The 17,351-nt window shown below is 62.4% G+C and carries 13 protein-coding genes; 6 read left to right on the top strand and 7 right to left on the bottom strand.

Annotation, left to right across the window (positions count from 1 at the left end):
* Positions 1–195 precede the first annotated feature (195 nt).
* Genes yidC through rpmH form a run of 3 tightly spaced genes read right to left on the bottom strand, consistent with a single transcriptional unit; the run spans position 196 to position 2,455 of the window.
* On the bottom strand, positions 196–1,953 hold the full coding sequence (gene yidC / locus ACEWQZ_RS05005) for a membrane protein insertase YidC (RefSeq protein ID WP_476481970.1): 1,758 nt from the start codon (positions 1,951–1,953) through the stop codon (positions 196–198).
* On the bottom strand, positions 1,950–2,297 hold the full coding sequence (gene rnpA / locus ACEWQZ_RS05000; RefSeq protein ID WP_476481969.1) for a ribonuclease P protein component: 348 nt from the start codon (positions 2,295–2,297) through the stop codon (positions 1,950–1,952). The genes yidC and rnpA overlap by 4 nt, the downstream gene beginning before the upstream one ends.
* Before the next feature lie 11 nt (positions 2,298–2,308).
* A complete protein-coding gene (gene rpmH, locus ACEWQZ_RS04995; protein WP_476481968.1) occupies positions 2,309–2,455 on the bottom strand; it encodes a 50S ribosomal protein L34 in 147 nt (48 codons plus the stop codon).
* Positions 2,456–2,705: 250 nt separating this feature from the next.
* Between rpmH and dnaA the strand changes: the two genes are divergently transcribed.
* The 4 genes from dnaA to gyrB all read left to right on the top strand — a co-directional run bounded on the left by dnaA (position 2,706) and on the right by gyrB (position 8,941).
* Complete coding sequence (gene dnaA, locus ACEWQZ_RS04990) at positions 2,706–4,031, top strand: chromosomal replication initiator protein DnaA (RefSeq protein WP_476481967.1); 1,326 nt, start codon at positions 2,706–2,708, stop codon at positions 4,029–4,031.
* A 265-nt stretch (positions 4,032–4,296) separates the two neighbouring features.
* Positions 4,297–5,394, top strand: a complete 1,098-nt coding sequence (gene dnaN, locus ACEWQZ_RS04985; RefSeq protein ID WP_476481966.1) for a DNA polymerase III subunit beta — start codon at positions 4,297–4,299, stop codon at positions 5,392–5,394.
* A 32-nt stretch (positions 5,395–5,426) separates the two neighbouring features.
* Positions 5,427–6,479 (top strand): DNA replication/repair protein RecF, encoded by a 1,053-nt coding sequence (gene recF / locus ACEWQZ_RS04980; RefSeq protein ID WP_476481965.1) that lies wholly within the window; start codon positions 5,427–5,429, stop codon positions 6,477–6,479.
* A gap of 77 nt (positions 6,480–6,556) precedes the next feature.
* Positions 6,557–8,941: a DNA topoisomerase (ATP-hydrolyzing) subunit B gene (gyrB, locus tag ACEWQZ_RS04975; protein WP_476481964.1), complete on the top strand. Its 2,385-nt coding sequence runs from the start codon at positions 6,557–6,559 to the stop codon at positions 8,939–8,941.
* 171 nt (positions 8,942–9,112) lie between these two features.
* Here gyrB and ACEWQZ_RS04970 read toward each other — a convergent pair whose 3' ends face one another.
* The 3 genes from ACEWQZ_RS04970 to glyQ are packed head-to-tail and all read right to left on the bottom strand — an operon-like array spanning position 9,113 to position 12,569.
* The gene (locus ACEWQZ_RS04970; protein WP_476481963.1) at positions 9,113–9,589 is read right to left on the bottom strand and encodes a hypothetical protein; all 477 of its coding nucleotides are present in this window, start codon (positions 9,587–9,589) and stop codon (positions 9,113–9,115) included.
* Positions 9,589–11,670: a glycine--tRNA ligase subunit beta gene (glyS, locus tag ACEWQZ_RS04965; RefSeq protein ID WP_476481962.1), complete on the bottom strand. Its 2,082-nt coding sequence runs from the start codon at positions 11,668–11,670 to the stop codon at positions 9,589–9,591. The genes ACEWQZ_RS04970 and glyS overlap by 1 nt, the downstream gene beginning before the upstream one ends.
* On the bottom strand, positions 11,667–12,569 hold the full coding sequence (gene glyQ / locus ACEWQZ_RS04960) for a glycine--tRNA ligase subunit alpha (RefSeq protein ID WP_476481961.1): 903 nt from the start codon (positions 12,567–12,569) through the stop codon (positions 11,667–11,669). Before glyQ ends, glyS begins: the two co-directional genes overlap by 4 nt.
* 131 nt (positions 12,570–12,700) lie before the next feature.
* Here glyQ and ACEWQZ_RS04955 point away from each other — a divergent pair, with 131 nt between their 5' ends.
* A complete protein-coding gene (locus tag ACEWQZ_RS04955) occupies positions 12,701–13,453 on the top strand; it encodes a glutamine amidotransferase (protein ID WP_476481960.1) in 753 nt (250 codons plus the stop codon).
* A 125-nt stretch (positions 13,454–13,578) separates the two neighbouring features.
* On the opposite strand, the gene ACEWQZ_RS04950 is transcribed toward ACEWQZ_RS04955, so the two are convergent.
* Complete coding sequence (locus tag ACEWQZ_RS04950) at positions 13,579–14,940, bottom strand: sodium-dependent transporter (RefSeq protein ID WP_476481959.1); 1,362 nt, start codon at positions 14,938–14,940, stop codon at positions 13,579–13,581.
* A gap of 220 nt (positions 14,941–15,160) precedes the next feature.
* Between ACEWQZ_RS04950 and ACEWQZ_RS04945 the strand changes: the two genes are divergently transcribed.
* On the top strand, positions 15,161–17,200 hold the full coding sequence (locus ACEWQZ_RS04945) for a prolyl oligopeptidase family serine peptidase (protein WP_476481958.1): 2,040 nt from the start codon (positions 15,161–15,163) through the stop codon (positions 17,198–17,200).
* Positions 17,201–17,351 lie beyond the last annotated feature (151 nt).

The following is a 17,351-nucleotide window of genomic DNA, read 5'->3' as shown; positions in this document are numbered from 1 at the left end:
GAATGGCCCAGGCAATACAGCGCCTCCGTATCGAGGCGTCACTCTGGAAGGGGCTGGATACAACTGAACCAGCACTTCAAAAAAGTGCCGTAAAACGGTGGGACCCCCCCTTGGAAGTCGACCGATTATGCGAAGTCGGTCAAATTCCGCTCCAGATTACCATATTCAGGTCGGTCTGTTAACCAACCGACCGGATCAACGCTTGCGGCGTTCTTCTTCCTTGTCCAGGCGCCTGAGGATGTACCACTGCTGGGCCAGCGATACGCCCGCGTTGGTTGCCCAGTAGAGCACCAGGCCGGCGGGAAAAAGCGCGAACAGGAAGGCGAAGGCCACCGGCAGGCCCTGCATGATCTTGCGCTGCATCGGATCCATGCCCGCCGCCGGCATCAGGCGCTGGGTGATGATCATGAACACGCCGTTGAGCACCGGCAGGATGAAGTACGGGTCCGGCTGGCTCAGATCAGGCACCCACAGGAATGACGCCTGGCGCAGCTCGACCGACTCGAGCAGTACCCAGTAGAGTGAAATGAAGATCGGGATCTGGACCAGGATCGGCAGGCAGCCGCCGAGCGGATTGACCTTTTCCTTCTTGTAGATCTCCATCATCGCCTGACCGAACTTCTGCCGGTCGTCGCCGTAGCGCTCCTTGAGCTGGGCAATGCGCGGCTGCAGTTTTCGCAGCTTGCCCATCGAGCGGAACTGCTTTTCGGTGAGCTTGTAGAACAGCAGCTTGATGAGCAGCGTCAGCACCACGATCGAGAAACCCCAGTGGCCGATCAGGGTATGGATGTGGTCGAGCGCCCAGAACAGCGGGCGCGAAATGATGGTGAAGAAGCGGTAGTCGACCGTCAGGCGCAGGCCCGGGGCGATTTCGTCGAGGCGGTTCTGTACTTTCGGGCCGGCGAACAGGCGGGCGTTGAATTCATGCCGGCTGCCGGCTGGCACCACTACCTGAGGCGAGGTGGCGGCAATCAGATAGCGCGGCAGCTGCCCGCCGTTGACCTGGCGGGTGGTGTAGCGATGGCGCTGGCCTTCGGGCGGAATCCAGGCGGCCAGGAAATAATGCTGGATCATGGCTGCCCAGCCGCCGCTGAAGGTGGCCTCGAACGGCTTTTTGGCCATATCGTCCCAGCCCTGCTTGGTGAGCGCGTCTTCCGGGGAGTAGACCGCCGCGCCGTCATAGCTGATTCGCTCAGGGTTGGTAAAGGCCCAGCCGCTGCTCGACTCCGGGCGGGTCTTCTGCAGCTGGAGATAACGCGCCCCCTGCCAGGGTTCACCGCTGTCGTTGATGACCTCGACGTTGAGGTCAATGACATAGTCACCGCGATGGAAGATCCAGGTGGCGACCACTTCCAGACCCGAGTCGTGGCGCCAGGTCAGGGGTACTTCAAGGGTGTCTTCGCCGGGCTGGAGCGTATAGGAGTCGCGCTCGAATTCCCAGTTCGTGCGGTGGTTGGGCGCCGGTCGCTCGGCGCTGACCAGGCCGGCCTGGGCGACAAACAGACGCGGCAGATCCTCGACCAGCAATTCGAATGGCGTTTCGGGCTGGTCGACGCTGACCGGATAATCCTTGAGGCGCAGATCCACCAGGGTGCCACCGTTGGCATCCAGATCGACGTTGAGCACGTCGGTATCGATGCTGATGCGGCGGCTCGCCCGGAGCGCAGGCTGTGCGTCCGGCTGACGGTTCTCTGCTGCGGGTTCGAGCCGGCCGGAAGCGTCGGAAGTTTCAGCGTCATCGGCAAAATCCGGCACGTCGGGCAGATCGGCAATTTCGCCGTCGTGCTCGGCGGGCGCCTTGCCCGCTGCGGCCAGGCTGCCGTTATCCGTGGTGGACTGCTGCGGGGTGCGGGCCTCGGGCTGCGGTGGCGGTGCATAGTCCTTCTGCCACTCGAGGTACGCCATGAAGGCCAGCAGGCCGATGAGTAGAAGAAGGAAACTGCGCGTATTCATGGATTGTCGCTAAACCGCTGCCAGAGTTGTTCGAGTTTTGCGTTCAGGACGCGGGGATCGGCATGGCGAGCAGCCGATCGAGCCACGACCACGTAGTCCATCGCTGCAAGACGATCGCGCCGCAGGCGAAAGGTCTCGCGTATGCGGCGGCGTATACGATTGCGATCGATCGCCTTGTTCGACACTCGGCGCGACACGGCCATGCCGAGACGCGCCTGGTCGGACGGAACGAAGTGCACCCGGAAGAGTTCGTTACCGCAGGAGCGACGACCGGCAAAAACCGCCTTGAACTGCGCACCGCTGAGCAGGCGTGCAGTTCTGGGCAGGCGCTGCCGCCGTGGCATTTGCCTGCGGACTACCGGCCCGGGTTGGCGGCCAGGCGTTTACGACCCTTGGCGCGGCGCGCGTTGATGATCGCGCGGCCTGATCTGGTGGCCATGCGCGCACGGAAGCCGTGGCGGCGAAGGCGCTTGATTCTGCTGGGCTGGAATGTCCGTTTCATGACTGAGTCCGTAAGCTGTTGGTGTTTTGGCGATGGCTTTGACGATAGAATGGCCGGCCGGTTCGCTCCGGCGCCGGTTTTGCCCCGACCACGACATCACGCTTCCGTCAACGCCACGCCGCTCAGGAAGGCCTGACAAAAGACGGAAATCATAACTTCAAGATTGCTTGCGTGTCAACGCTCTGATATTGGGGGCGGCCGCGACGCGCAGGGTGAATTTAGCCCACATGAGGATTAGACTGAACCACTTATGACCGAGCAGCAGCCCAATCATCCGGTAGGTGCCCTTTGGCAACAGTGCCTCGAGCGCCTTGAGCGGCAGATTCCGCTGGAGGAACTCAACACCTGGATTCGTCCGCTGCAGCTCGATGGCAGCGACGGCAGCCGCGTGCGGCTGAGCGCGCCCAATGATCTGGTGCGCGACCAGGTGCGCCAGCACTACCTCGAAATGATGCGCGAGTTCTTTGCCTATCACGGCTTCCAGCGCGAGGCCGTGAGCATCGAGGTGGGCAGCCGCGAGGCGCCGCGCCTGGAGCCGCAGGCCGAGCGCGGCGGCGCCTGGGGTCTGGACGAGCGCTATCATTTCGACAACTTTGTGCTGGGCAAGTCCAACGAACTGGCCTTTGCCGCCGCCAACCAGGTGGCCAACAGCCCCGGCACCGTCTACAACCCGCTGCTGCTTTACGGCTCCACCGGCCTGGGCAAGACCCACCTGCTGCACGCTGCCGGCCACTTCATCGCCGAGGCCAACCCCAATCGACAGGTCATGTACCTGCACGCAGAGAAATTCGTCAGCGAAATGATTCAGGCGCTCCGCCGCGACAGTATCGATGCATTCAAGCGACGCTACCGCTCGGTCGACACCCTGCTGCTCGACGACATTCAGTTTTTCGCCGGCAAGGACCGCTCGCAGGAGGAATTCTTCCACACTTTCAACGCCTTGCTCGAATCACGTCAGCAGATCATCCTGACTTGTGATCGCTACCCCAAGGAGGTGGATGGCATCGAGGCACGGCTACGCTCGCGTTTTGGCTGGGGGCTGACGGTGTCGATCGAACCGCCGGACTTTGAAACCCGGGTGGCCATTCTGCAGAAGAAGGCCGGCGAGCGCGAGCTCGAGCTCAGCGACGACGTGACCTTCCTGATTGCGCGCCGCATGCGTTCGAACGTTCGCGACCTGGAGGGCGCGCTGAACTCGCTGATCGCCAACGCCCGCTTCTCGGGCCGCAGCATCGACGTGGACTACACCCAGGAGATTCTGCGCGACGTACTGGCGGTACACGATCGTCTGATCACCATTGAAAACATTCAGAAAGTGGTGGCGGATTTCTATCAGCTGCGGGTTGCCGACCTGCTCTCACGCCGGCGCAACCGTTCGATTGCACGGCCGCGGCAGATGGCGATGTATTTGACCAAGCAGCTGACCGAACACTCGCTGCCGGAAATCGGCAACGCCTTCGGCGGTCGCGATCACACGACAGTGCTGCACGCCTGTCGTAAAATCGAGAGTCTGTGCGAGTCGGACGGGCGCCTGCGTGAGGAACACGCCCGTCTGACCCGGGAATTGACCAGTTGAAGGGCCGCATGAATCATCGCTTGCCGGAACAAGCTGTGGGGAGAGCCTGAACAAGCTGTGGACAAGTTTTCGAGGGCGAGTTATCCACAAAGACTCAACAGGTTTCGCCGCCGGTTATCCTTGCGGTTATGGAGTGGCAAGTAATTGATTATGAGGGGAAAAATGTTTCTTCAACAGTTTCAACAGGCCCTACTGTTACTGCTTATTTCTTTATATAAACAAAACAGAAACAGTCATCCGACTGCTTCGACATGAAGGAGCAATCATGAAGTTTTCGATTCCACGTGAGACGCTGCTCGCGCCCATTTCCCAGGTCGTCAACGTGGTCGAGCGCCGGCAAACGCTGCCGGTTCTGGCCAATTTCCTGATCGAAGCGGTCGACGAGGGTCTGCGCATCACCGGTACCGACATGGAAGTCGAGATCGTTGCGCGGGCCCAGGCCGAGGTCGCTCAAACCGGTGCCATCACGGTACCGGCGCGAAAGCTGGTTGATATCTGCCGGGCCTTGCCGGAGGGAGTGCAGGTCAACGTTCAGCTCAACGAAAACAAACTGGCGGTGCACGCGGGTCGCAGCCGCTTCAGCCTGGCAACGCTGCCGGCCAGCGAGTTCCCCTCCAGCGATCAGGCCGAAACGCTGCAGACCTGGCAGATCAATCAGGGGCGGTTGAGATGGCTGCTTGAAAAGGCTTCGTTTGCCATGGCGCAGCAGGACGTACGCCATTATCTAAACGGCCTGCTGCTGGAGTTTCGCGACGGCCAGCTGCGCGCGGTGGCCACCGACGGCCATCGCCTGGCGCTGGCGGAAACGGATGCGGAAATCAGCGGCGAGATGCGCAGTGTGATCGTGCCGCGCAAAGGGGTCATGGAACTCAACCGCATTCTCGAAGACATCGACGAACCGCTCAAGATCATGCTCGGCCAAGGGTTTCTCAGGGTCGATCGTGAGCGTATCGTGATGACCACCAAGCTGATCGACGGACGCTTCCCCGATTACGAGGCGGTGATTCCGCTGCTTTCCGAGCAGCCGATGCAGGTCGCTCGCGAAGAGTTCATTCACGCGCTGCAGCGCGCGGCGATCCTGTCGAACGAAAAGTACCGCGGCGTGCGCCTGGAAATGCTGCCCGACACTCTGCGCATCGTGGCCCACAATCCGCAGCAGGAAGAAGCCACCGAGGAGATCGAAGCCGAACACACCGTCGACAAGCTCAAGGTGGGCTTCAATGTCAATTACCTGATGGACGCGCTCAACTCGATGGCGGGCGAAAAGGTGGCGATATCGCTCAAGGATGCCAATAGCTCCTGCCTGATCACCGACCTGGACAGCGAGGACGTCCGCCAGGTGGTGATGCCCCTGAAGCTGTAGCCGACGCGGATGACCACGCCGCGCGAGTCTTCTTGAGCCTGGACCAGCTGTCGATCCGGGGGGTGCGCAACCTCGAACCGGTTGAGCTGGCACCGGCGTCCGGCATGAACTGGTTTTGCGGGCCCAACGGGGCCGGCAAGACCAGCGTGCTGGAGGCGATCTATCTGCTGGCGCGAGGACGGTCGTTTCGCTCGGCGCGAATGGGCCGGGTGATTCGCAGTGGTGAACAGGCGCTGACCGTGGTGACCCGCCGCGGCGACAGCGGCCAGAGGCTGGGCGTCGAGCGTGATTCCGAAGGATGGCGCGGCCGTATCGACGGTCGCGACAGCCAGCGAATCAGCGAGTTCGCCGCCCTGCTCCCCCTGACCCTGATCGAGCCCGGCAGTCACGAGCTGATCAACGGGGGGCCGGCTGGTCGGCGTCAATTCCTGGACTGGCAGTTGTTCCACGTGGAACCATCCTATCTGGCCGGTTGGCAACGCTTCGCCCGTCTGCTGCGTCAGCGCAATGCCGCGCTGAAGACCCGCGCTGCCGACGGGGTGCTCAACGCGTTGGAGCCGGATTTTCTGCGCGCCGCCGAAGCAATCAGCCACGCCCGCCACGGTCTGATCGAGGCGCTGTCAGGGCACGTGCGCGCCATGGAAGGCGAGCTGGAGTTTCGCCTGCCGGGGCCGCTGGCACTGCGCTACCGTGATGGCCAGCCGTCCGGCACCGAGCTGGCCACCGTGCTCCGTGACCAGCGTGATCGAGATCGCGAGCGTGGATTCACCCGTTACGGCCCGCATCGGGCCGAGCTGGTGCTTTCTTGCGCGAACCGGGTGGCTTCAGAGCTTTCCCGTGGTCAGCAGAAGCTGATTGCCATCGTGCTGTTGCTGGCCCAGTACCGCATGCTGGCCGACGGCCAATCACTTGCCCCACTTCTGCTGATCGACGATCCGGTCTCGGAGCTGGACGCGCAGCATCTTGACGCTTTGCTGAGCTGGCTCGAACGCGAATCCGTCCAGAGCTGGGTGACCGCCACCAGCGAAGCACCGGCGGCGGCGAGAGTGTTCCACGTGGAACATGGCCGAATTTCACAGCAGTGATATAATCAAACGAATAAGTCGCCGGCCGGCAAGTTGATGCCCCGGTGTGCGCAAACCTTCCTGGAAACTCCATCCACATGGCGCAAGAAGATTACGGTTCTACCAGCATCAAGGTTCTCAAGGGCCTGGATGCTGTTCGCAAGCGCCCGGGCATGTACATCGGTGACACCGATGACGGTACGGGCCTGCATCACATGGTTTTCGAGGCCGTCGACAACTCGATTGACGAGGCTCTGGCCGGTCATTGCGACCGCCTGCGGGTGATTCTGCACGGCGACGGCTCGGTCAGCATCTGTGACAACGGCCGTGGCATTCCCGTCGATATGCACGAGGAAGAAGGCCGTTCAGCCGCTGAGGTCATCATGACCGTACTGCATGCCGGCGGCAAATTCGACGACAACTCCTACAAGGTTTCGGGCGGCCTGCATGGCGTTGGTGTGTCGGTCGTCAACGCGCTGTCGGAAAAGCTCGAGCTGGTCATTCATCGCCAGGGTCAGCGCTGGTACCAGAGTTATCGCAACGGCATACCGGAGGCACCGCTGCAAGCCACCGGCGAGAGCAGCCGCAGCGGGACCGAGATCCGCTTTACCCCCAGCCGGGAGACGTTTTCGGATACCGAGTTTCACTATGAGATACTGGCCAAGCGCCTGCGCGAGCTGAGTTTTCTCAACTCCGGCATCGAGATCGAACTGATCGACGAGCGCAGCGGCAAGCGGGACCGTTTCATGTATGAAGGCGGCATTCGCTCCTTTGTACAGCACCTGAGCCAGAAGAAGAGCGCGCTGCATCCCACGCCCCTGCACTTTGTCGCCGAAGTCGACGGCAACACGGTGGAAGCCGCCCTGCAGTGGACGGATTCGTTTCAGGAGTCGGTGTTCTGTTTTACCAACACCATTCCGCAGAAGGACGGTGGCAGCCACCTGTCCGGGTTTCGTGCTGCGTTGACGCGCACCATCAACCACTACATCGACGAGGAAGGCCTGGCCAAGCGGGCCAAGGTCCAGACCACTGGCGACGACTGTCGCGAAGGGTTGATCGCGGTATTGTCCGTCAAGGTGCCGGATCCCAAGTTTTCATCGCAGACCAAGGACAAGCTGGTTTCCTCCGACGTCAAGCCGGCGGTGGAGTCCGCGCTGTCGAGCCATCTGCGCGATTTTCTGCTCGAGAATCCCAACGATGCCCGGGTGATTGTCGGCAAGGTCATCGAGGCCGCCCGAGCGCGCGAGGCCGCGCGCAAGGCACGCGACATGACGCGCCGCAAGGGCGCGCTCGACGTGGCCGGCCTGCCCGGCAAGCTGGCGGACTGCCAGGAAAGGGATCCTGCGCTGTCAGAACTCTTTCTGGTCGAGGGTGATTCCGCCGGCGGCTCTGCCAAACAGGGCAGAAACCGCAAAAACCAGGCGATCCTGCCGCTCAAGGGCAAGATTCTCAACGTCGAGAAGGCGCGCTTCGACAGGATGCTGAGCTCGGTCGAGGTCGGCACCCTGATTACCGCGCTGGGAACGGGTATCGGCAAGGAAGAGTTCGATATCGATAAGCTGCGCTACCACCGCATCATCATCATGACCGACGCCGACGTTGACGGTTCGCACATCCGCACCCTGCTGCTGACCTTTCTCTACCGGCAGATGCCCGAGCTGGTCGAGCGCGGCCATGTCTACATTGCCCAGCCGCCGCTGTACAAGATCAAGCAGGGCAAGCAGGAGTGGTATCTCAAGGATGAGGGCGAGATGAATCAGTACCTTCTCGAACGCGCGCTCGACGGTGCTGCCCTGTATCCTTCGACGGATGCGCCGGCGATCGATGCGGCCGCACTGGGCGAGCTGCTGAAGAACTTTCAGCAGGCGCGCATGATCGGCGAACGGCTCAAGCTGCGTTACGATGTCGATGTGGTTGAGCAACTTGTTGATTTCAAACCACTTTCAGAGGAAACCAACTTCGACGTCTGGGCCGAGGCCTTCAGCACCCGGCTGGAGCAGGCGACGCCGGCGGGCGTCACCTGGCACATCAAGCCGCTGCCCGGCGGCGGCGTCGCGATTTCACGTCACTCTCAGGGCGTGGTGCAGGATACGGTGCTCGATACTTCGTTCTTCAATTCGCCGGAGTATCGACAGCTGGCCATGGTGGGCGAGGCGGTGCACGATCTGTTCGAAGAAGGCGCCCGCATCGAACGCGGCAACAACCGCCGGCCGGTCACCCGCTTTGCCGAAGTGTTCGACTGGCTGATGGAAGAATCCCGCAAGGGCCGCAGTTTTCAGCGCTTCAAGGGCCTGGGTGAGATGAATCCGGAACAGCTGTGGGATACCACCATGAACCCGGAAACCCGCCGCCTGCTGCAGGTCACTATCGAGGACGCCGTTGCCGCCGACGAGATCTTTTCGACCCTGATGGGCACCGAAGTCGAACCACGGCGTGAATTCATCGAAGCAAACGCCCTCGAGGTCGCTCATCTCGATATCTGACGCTATAGTTTTTGAGTGTGAAGTGTTAAGTGTTAAGAGGCGGGCGTTCAAGACGGTTGGTGAGGTTTTATATCCTGGAGCTTTTGCCTCCTGGGGTCGTCAAGCGTTAGCGTGAATTCATCTTTTTTCTTCACACTTCACACTTCACACTTCACACCTAACACTTCACACCTAACACTTCACACTTTTCAGCGCAGTGTCCAGGTCGTCAAGATCTGGCGTGGCGCCGGGATCGGCTACGATCTGCAGCTTGATTCCGGCCTGGCGGGCGGCTTCCATTAGTGCTTGATCGGTGCCGATGAGGGTTATATCGACGACGTTTCTGCCATATCGCTGCGCAGTCCGCTCGAACTCGTTTTTCTGCCGCTGCTTGCGGCTGAACAGGCCACCGCCGAGGTAGAGAACGCCGTCGAGCTCGGCGCCGGCGCGGCTGAACATCTGATGAAGCTGCTGCTGCAGGGCCAGATCGCGATCGACGCTGCGGCGCGTGGGTCGCCAGCCGGCGGGCCGGGCGGCAACCAGAAGCACACGATGTCCGCTGCGCTGAAACGCCACCACGCGCTCGACCCGACCGGCATCCGGCAAGCGCCGGTCCCGGTTCAGCAGCAGGCTGCGCTCGATCAGGACGGGTGCGGGCGGGCCTCCCATCAGCGCCCCAGCCGGGCAACGTCGGCAATGCGCAAGAACATCGCCCTGAGCTGCGCGAGCACGGCCAGGCGGTTGTGTCTGAGCGTCTCGTCGTCACACATCACCATGACCTCATCGAAAAACGCGTCGACGGGTTCGCGCAGCCGGGCCAGCGCCGCCAGCGCGGCCGGGTAGTCACCGGCCGCCAGCGCTTGATCCAGCTCGTCGGTGGCGGTATCGATGGCCGCCACCAGGCGCGATTCGGCGGCGTCCTGGAGCCGTTCGCGATCGATGTCGGGAACCGATTCCATTCCGGCCTGCTTGAGCAGATTGCTGGCGCGCTTGTTGGCGGCCACCAGCGATGCCATGGCGGGATCATCGGCAAATGTCTGCACGGCGCGGCCGCGGGCGAGAAAGTCGGCAATCGATCCGCTCTCGCCGGCGGCCACGGCGTGGACCGTATTGGTCTCCATGCCCTGCTCGCTGGCCCAGGAGCGCTGCCGCTCGAAGATGAAGTGTTCGACCTCGTCGAGCAGCGCGGGCGTCACGGCAACGGTTTCCTGCAGGGCGCGCCCGGTCGCCGCCAGTGCTTGCTGCAGCGTCAGGACGGTGCCCGATTCGCCCAGCAGTCGAACAATGCCCAGCGCCGCTCGTCGCAGCGCGAAGGGATCCTTGCCGCCTTTGGGCTTCTGCCCGGCGGCGAATACCCCCAGTACCGTATCGAGCCGGTCGGCCAGGGCCAGCGCCCGCCCTGCTTCATCGGCCGCCAGGCCGTCGCCGGCGTGGCGTGGGCGGTAGTGGCCTTCGATCGCGTTGGCCACCGCCGGCAGCTCACCGTCGGCCAGCGCGTAGTAGCGGCCCATGATGCCCTGCAGTTCGGGGAACTCGCCCACCATCTCGGTGACCAGGTCGCACTTGCACAGTTGCGCTGCCCGAGCGGTGGCTTCCAGGTCGGCACCCAGCGCGGGCGCCGTGGTTTCAACCAGCTGTTCGATGCGACGCACCTTGTCGCCGATGCTGCCGAGCTTTTCCTGAAACAGGATGGCGTCCAGGCGCTCGCGCTTGTCAGCGAGCGATTCGCGGCGGTCCTGGTCCCAGAAAAATCGGGCATCGGCCAGGCGCGGCCGGATAACGCGCTCGAAACCCGCCGTCATCAGTTCAGGATGGCTGCTCCGGATGTTGGCTACGGCAATGAAGCGCGGCGCCAGGCGGCCGCCACTGTCGCGCAGGGCAAAGCATTTTTGATGCTGCTCCAGCGACGAAATCAATGCTTCCTCGGGAACCTCCAGAAAGTCGGCATGGAATCGCCCGATCACGGCCACCGGCCATTCCGTCAGCCCGGATACCTCGTCGACCAGGCGTTCGTTGAGCACGGCTTCAAGGTCGGCTTCATCGGCGAGCCGGCGGACCTGAGCGACAATCTGCTCGCGGCGGCGATCCGGATCGACCATGACGCAGGCCTTCTCCAGCACCGACTCGTAGGCAGCAGCGTCCGCAACCGAGTGCCAGCCGGGCGCATGGATGCGATGTCCCCGGGTATCACGACCGGCCTGCAGGCCGAAATGCTCCAGCTTCAGCGTCTCGTTGCCGTGCAGCGCAAGCAGCCAGCGCACCGGGCGCAGAAAGCGCTCGTCGCGATCGGACCAGTGCATCGAACGTGCGCCCACCATCGAACGGACGGTGGCGTCGAACATGTCCGGCAGCAGCTCGGCCAGGCGCTTGCCGGGCTGCTCGACGCGAGTGAAAAGCCAGCGCCCCTGCTCGTTTTCGAGCCATTCGAGCTCGTCGAAAGCCTTGCCGACGCTGCGGGCAAAGCCTTCTGCGGCACGGGTCGGCTGGCCGTCGGCGTCCAGCGCCACCTTTTCGGCCGGGCCGCGGCGTTCGAGCACCTGATCGGCCTGCCGGGCCTTGACGGCGGCAATGCGCACCGCCAGGCGGCGCGGTGTTCCCATGCGCGAGACGGCATCGGCATCATCGATCAGTCCGGCGTCGGCCAGGCGTGACCCCAGGCCCCGGGCCAGCAGCTCGAGCTGGCCGTGCAGCTGCCCGGCCGGCAATTCTTCACAGCCGATTTCAATCAGCAGGTCGGCGCGCTCGCTCATGCCGCACCCTCCTGGTCTCGACCTTTGGCGCCGGGAAATCCCAAGGCCTCACGGCGGGCGTGATAAGCCTCGGCCACCCGCCGGGAAATATCGCGTACCCGCAGGATGTAGCGCTGGCGTTCGGTTACCGAGATTGCCTGGCGCGCATCGAGCAGGTTGAACGCGTGCGAGGCCTTGAGCACCTGATCATAGGCGGGCAGCGGCAGGTCGGCCTCGACCAGGCGCACTGCCTCGCTGTAGCAGGTATCGAACCAGTCGAATTGGCTCGCCACATCGGCCTGCTCGAAATTGTAGATCGACTGCTCGACCTCGTTCTGATGAAATACGTCGCCGTAGGTCACTTTGCCGAACGGACCCTCGGCCCAGATCAGATCGTAGACGCTGTCGACACCCTGCAGATACATCGCCAGGCGTTCCAGACCGTAGGTGAGTTCGCCCATGACCGGCTTGCAGGCCAGCCCGCCGGCCTGCTGAAAATAGGTGAACTGCGTGACCTCCATGCCGTTGAGCCAGACCTCCCAGCCCAGACCCCAGGCGCCGAGCGTGGGCGACTCCCAGTTGTCTTCGACAAAGCGGATGTCGTGTACCTTCGGATCGACGCCGACGGCGTCCAGCGAGCCCAGATAGAGCTCCTGGAAATCCAGCGGCGAGGGTTTCATCACGACCTGGTACTGGTAATAGTGCTGCAGGCGGTTGGGGTTTTCACCATAGCGGCCGTCGCCCGGGCGACGGCAGGGCTGCAGGTAGGCGGCGTTCCACGGCTCGGGGCCGATGGAACGCAGGAACGTGGCCGGATGGAACGTGCCGGCGCCCACCTCCAGATCGAGCGGTGCGGTCAGCACGCATCCCTGATCGGCCCAGTAGCGATCCAGGGCGCGAATGAAATCCTGAAAATACACGGTTTAGGTCGACTCTTTCGGGCGAGTTGGCAAGTATAACGGCCCGGCAGCCGTCCGTTGGCCTGCAAACGGTTATCATGACCGGTTCGATGCCTCTTTTTCAACACAGTCAAAACAGAAATAGCAACGCCATGACCCCTCGCCTGCTGATCATCAAGACCGGTTCCGCCTGCGCTCAGGCGCGTGAGCGCTTCGGCGATTTTGAAGCCTGGTTTGCCCGCGCCTTCGGCCCGCAGCGCTTCGACTATCACACGGTTACCGTTTCTGACAATGAAAGCCTGCCGGCGCCGGAGGCGTTGCACGAGTATGCCGGCGTGGTGGTCACCGGATCTCCGGCCATGGTGTCGCACCGGCTTGACTGGTCGGAGAACACCGCCGGCTGGCTGGCGCGTGTGACCAGGGCTGATCTGCTGCCGGTGCTTGGCATCTGCTACGGACACCAGCTGATGGCCCATGCGCTGGGCGGCAGCGTGGGGCCCAATCCACAGGGCCGCCGAATGGGTACGCGGCGCTTCGAGGTTCAGGCCGAAGACGATGCGCTGATAGGTCCGCTGGCGCCCGAGAGCCGGGTGCACGTCACCCATGTGGAAGTGGTGCTGACGCCGCCCGCCGGTGCCCGCGTGCTCGGCCGAACCGAGGCCGATGAGCACCACGCCCTGCATTTTGGCGGCCGCAGTTGGGGCCTGCAGTTCCACCCCGAGTTCGACGAGCACATCATGCGCTGCTATGTCGAAGCCCGCAGCGAACAGCTTGACGGCGAAGGCCTGGACAGCCGGGCGATTATCGAAGCGGTCGAGCCGAGCCCGGCCGGCGAAGGTGTGCTGCAGCGCTTTGCCGGTATCTGCGAGGCGCATGCGCAACATCGATTCGCGCCGGTGGACTGAGTTCGCCACCCCAGGGGCAAGCGGCGACGGCCGCCGCCTTGTACCCTCAGATCGGCCGCGCCCTCAAGCCCGCATGCCCGCATGACGCGCTTTCAAACCACGGACTGAGCGGCAGGGCGCAGTCACTAGATCAGGCCGATCAGGCTGGCCACCACCACCAGAATCAGCGCAGGCGTGACCACGCGCACCAGCCACAACCAGGCCGTGAAGGCCCAGTCCGGCATGCGCTGATCGAGCTCTTCGCGGGTCACCTTGTTTGACAGCACCCAGCCGGCGAACACGGCAATCAGCATGCCGCCGACCGGCATCATGAAATCATTGGCGGCGTGTTCGATGGCGCTCATGATGTCGCGCCCGCCGATGGAGATATGCGACCAGAGGTTGAAGCTGAACACCGAGGCCATGCCGGCCATCCAGGCCAGTGCGCCAACGGTCATGGCGGCGGCCTTGCGGCCCATATTGGTGCGCTCGACCAGGTAGGCGGTGCCCGGCTCGAGCAAGGAAATCGAGCTGGTCCAGGCGGCCACCGACAGCAGCAGGAAGAACATCATCCCGTAAAGAATGCCGAAAGGCATTTCATTGAAGGCCAGCGGCAGTGAGGTGAAGATCAGCCCGGCGCCCCCGCCGGCGGGGTCGATACCGTAGGAAATCACGATCGGGAATATGGCCAATCCGGCGATCAGCGCCACCGCCGTATCCGCCCCGGCCACGGTGACGGCCACGCGCGGAATGCTGATATCCGCCGGCAGATAGGCGCCGTAGGTCATGATTGCGCACATCCCCAGGCTGAGGGTAAAGAAGGCCTGCCCCATCGCGGTCACGATCATGCCGCCAGAAACCTGCGACCAGTCGGGGCTGAAGAGGAAACCGACCGCTTCGGAGAAATGCCCCGTGCTCATGCCGTAGCCAAGCAGAATCAGCAGCAACACCAGCAGCAAAGGCATGAGGACGCTGACCGCGCGCTCCAGACCCCGTTCGACGCCGAAAGCGACCACGCTCAGGGTCATGGTCATGAAGATGGCGTGCCAGATGGTCAGTTCTCCGGGTGCGGCCAGCAGGCTGTTGAACGTGGCCTCCGGATCGGTGATCGCGGCGCCGCCGAGCAGCTGCTTGAGATAGAGAAAACCGTAGTGCAGGGTCCAGCCTGCCACCACCGAATAGAAAGACAGCACCAGAAAACCGGCAATGATGCCCATCCAGCCAATGCCGCTCCACGCGCGGCTGGCGCCGACGTCGTCGGACAACTCCCTGAGCGAGTTGATCGGGCTCATGCGTCCGCGCCGGCCGATGACGATCTCCGACATCATTACCGGCAGGCCAACAATGGCAATGCACAGCAGATAAATGAGCACGAAGGCACCGCCGCCGTTTTCGGAGGTGATATAGGGAAAGCGCCAGATGTTGCCCAGGCCCACGGCCGAACCGGTGGCGGCGAGAATGAAGGCCAGGCGTGATGACCACATGCCGTGAATGGAGGTGGTTTTCATTGTTTTCTGATTCCGGATAGTTCTCTGAATCGTGCGATTGTGCGCCAAGCTTCGTGGCGGTGCAAATGCCGCAGATCGGTTGATTCGGTCGGATTGAATCCTGATGACCGAAGCGATTGGCTTTCAAGTATGCTGTTTTGACGGCACTTTTCGAGTACTGCGCTGCGGTGCTCCGGCAGGAAAGCGCCACAGACAACGAACCCGATAAAGAGGGCATCCAATGCAAAGATCTCTGCTTACGTTGCTGCTTTTGCTTCCCATGATGGGAGTGGCTGCACAAAACAACGATGAAAGCGATAGTCAACCCATGTCGGCCGAGGTGCTGTGGCAGCTCGACCGCATCGGTTCACCGGTGATTTCACCCGACGGTCGCTGGGTGGTTGCACCAGTGACCGACTACGACATCGACAAGGACGAGGGAGAAACCCGGCTGTGGCTGTTTGCCGCCGACGGTTCGGTGGAGCGACCATTGACCGCCAAGGGCGAGTCCGCCTCCAGCCCGGTATTTTCGCCGACGGGCGATCGGCTGGCCTTCGTTGCCAAGCGCGGTGATGACGACGCTGGACAGATCTACCTGATCCACATGGACGGCCCGGGCGAGGCGCAGCGCCTGAGCGAGGTCCCCACCGGCGTCAGCGCGCTGAAGTGGGTTGGCGAGCACATTTACTTCATCTCCAGCGTTTATCCAGAAATGGACTGGGACGAGATGAAAGAAAAACTGGAGCAGGAAAAAGAGTCGAAAGTCTCCGCGCATCGGTGGAATGCCCTGCCCTATGCGTCCTGGGACCACTGGATCGATGAGGCGCGTCAAAACCACGTTTTTCGCATTCCCGCTGATGGCGGTGACATCGAGCCGATGACGCAGCCGCTGGACTGCCAGCTTTCCCGATCGGGCGCCGGTGCGGGCAGCTACGACGTCCATCCCGAAGAGGCTTACATCGCTTTTGTAAGCGACCGGCATGACGATGCAGTTCAGCCCGACTACGATATCTATCTGGCCGGGATCGGATCGGACTCGGCCCGCAACCTGACCACCGCCAATGAAGCCGGCGACAGCAGCCCGCTGTTCAGCCCCGATGGCAAGACCCTGGCTTTTCTGCAGCAGAGCATACCGGGCTTTTATGCCGACACCAGCAATATCATCCTCCACGACCTTGACTCCGGCGATCAGCGCAGCATTACCGACGACTGGGATCGCGCGCCTTCGGGTCTGGTCTGGGCGGCAGACGCCAGCGGTTTTTATGGCGCGGTCGATGATGCCGGCACCGTGCGCGTGTTCTTCATTGGCACCGACGGCGGCCAGCCGCGGGCAATCACGGCTGAAACCAGCTATGGCAGCCTGGCGACTGCCGCCAACGGCACCCTGGTCGGCACCAACCAGAGCTTCCTGTATCCGCCACGCCTGGTACGCATCGACACCGACAGCGGCAAGGCCACGCGCCTGAGCACCATCAACCGGGAACTGCTCGACTCGCTTGATACCGGAAGTTACGAATCCGTGACCTATACCGGCCACGACGGCGCCGACATCCAGATGTGGGTCAACTATCCGCCGGGTTTTGACAAGAGCAAGGAATACCCGCTGTTCCTGTTGATTCACGGCGGCCCGCACGGCTCGATCAACGATGTGTTTCATTTCCGCTGGAACGCCCAGACATTTGCCTCCTGGGGCTACGTCACCGCCTGGCACAACTTCCACGGTTCTTCCGGATTCGGCCAGGATTTCGTCGACTACATCAACCCCGACTGGGTGACGGCGCCCTACAACGACACCATCGCCGCGGCCGAATGGTTTGCCGACAAGGACTGGATCGATGCCGAGCGCATGGTCACCGGCGGCGGCAGCTACGGCGGTTACCTGTCGTCCATCCTGCTGGGCAAGGCGCATCCGTTCAACGCTTTGATGATCCACGCGCCGGTCTACAACATGTACTCGCAGATGGCCTCCGACTTTGCCGTGCACGCCGAGCGCTTTGGAAACTTCTGGGAAGTGCCGGAGATCTATCAGGAAATCTCGCCGCACTACCAGGCCGAGAACTTCGATACCCCCGCGCTGATCATCCACGGCCAGCAGGATCTGCGCGTGCCCGTCGGCCAGGCTTTCGAGTTGTTCCGCACGCTGCAGAGCAAGGACATCGAGTCGCGCCTGATCTACTTCCCCGACGAGAACCACTGGGTACTGAAGCCCAACAACTCGCTGTACTGGTATGACGAAGTGCGCAAGTGGTTCGCCGGCTTTGCCGAGCCGGGCGGCAAGTAAAGAAACCCTGTAACCACGGAAGACACGGAAGACACGGAAAGATAATCACGCTTCATCAAGCCTGTCTGTCTTTACTTTTTCCCGTGCCTTCCGAGTTTTCCGTGGCCATGGTTTTCAGTTCCACGCTCTCTTTGCGTCTTCGCGGTTCAAG

It is taken from the genome of Wenzhouxiangella sp. YN1 (assembly GCF_056324145.1).
This window is presented reverse-complemented; position numbering and strand designations above follow the sequence as displayed.